Annotated in this window: 1 pseudogene; it reads right to left on the bottom strand. The window is 39.3% G+C overall.

The window, feature by feature from the left end:
• Positions 1-888, bottom strand: a pseudogene (locus BFN00_RS15215) (IS3-like element ISAcsp5 family transposase); the annotation flags it as partial.
• Between the last annotated feature and the right edge of the window lie 208 nt (positions 889-1096).

Genomic DNA, 1096 nt, shown 5'->3' on the forward strand with positions numbered 1-1096 from the left:
TTCGCAATTTTAACTCATTCAAAAATGCCTCACTTGTGAATTGACTGCCTTGGTCTGTATTAAACACCTCAGGACAACCATATTTCACAATTGCTTCTTGCAACGCATCTATGCAAAAGTCTGTTTCCATACTGATCGATACACGATGAGCCAGTACTTTACGACTATGCCAATCTATAATTGCACACAGATAGACAAAGCCTTTAGCCATAGGAATGTACGTGATATCTGTACACCAGACTTGATTAGAGTGATCGATGACCATGTTTTTCAAAAGATATGGGAAAATACGGTGTGCAAGATTAGGCTTACTGGTATTGGGTTTTGGATACAAGGCATGTATTCCCATCAAGCGCATTAAACGTCGGACTTTACGCCGACCTATTTGATGCCCTTGACGCTGTAGCATATCTCGTATCATTCGACTGCCCATAAATGGGTAGTCGAGATGAATTTCATCGATCAGACGCATCAAACTCAAATCAGTTGATGAAATCTCTTTGGGCTTGTAATACAACGTACTGCGATTGATTTGAATCAATTGCGATTGTTGTCGTACCGAAAGTTGATGGGTCTTATCGATCATTTTTTGCCGCTCAGCTGCCCTATTTTTCTGAGCGCACCTTCTAAAAAATCAATTTGCAATGCCTGATGTCCTATCTTGGCATGTAGAGCTTTGAGGTCAATCTCTGGTTCTTGTTGTGCTGTTGGTCGTGAAAAAATATTGACTGATTGCTCAAGCAGTTGATTTTTCCAATCGATGATTTGGTTTTGATGTAAATCGAATTGAGTAGAAAGTTCAGCGAGTGTGTGGTCGCCTTTAATTGCTGCGAGAGCAACTTTAACTTTAAACTCTGCTGAATGATTACGACGTTTTCTTCGTGTCATGGTTGACTCCAAAAACAAGCATTTCCCATGCTTATTGGGGAGTAGATTATCACTTATAGGCGTGGTCTAAAATCCTAGCCCCACACTTTTTTCTTCATCTCTTTATGCTACTATATTTTTATCCGCTTTCGCAAAATTTTATGCTTTTTGCGTAAGTCCTAATTATAAATGCCAAGCATAAGGTTTTGGCATTTACTCATTTAGTGAT

This window comes from Acinetobacter sp. AR2-3 (assembly GCF_001878775.1).
Lineage (GTDB): Bacteria > Pseudomonadota > Gammaproteobacteria > Pseudomonadales > Moraxellaceae > Acinetobacter > Acinetobacter lwoffii_D.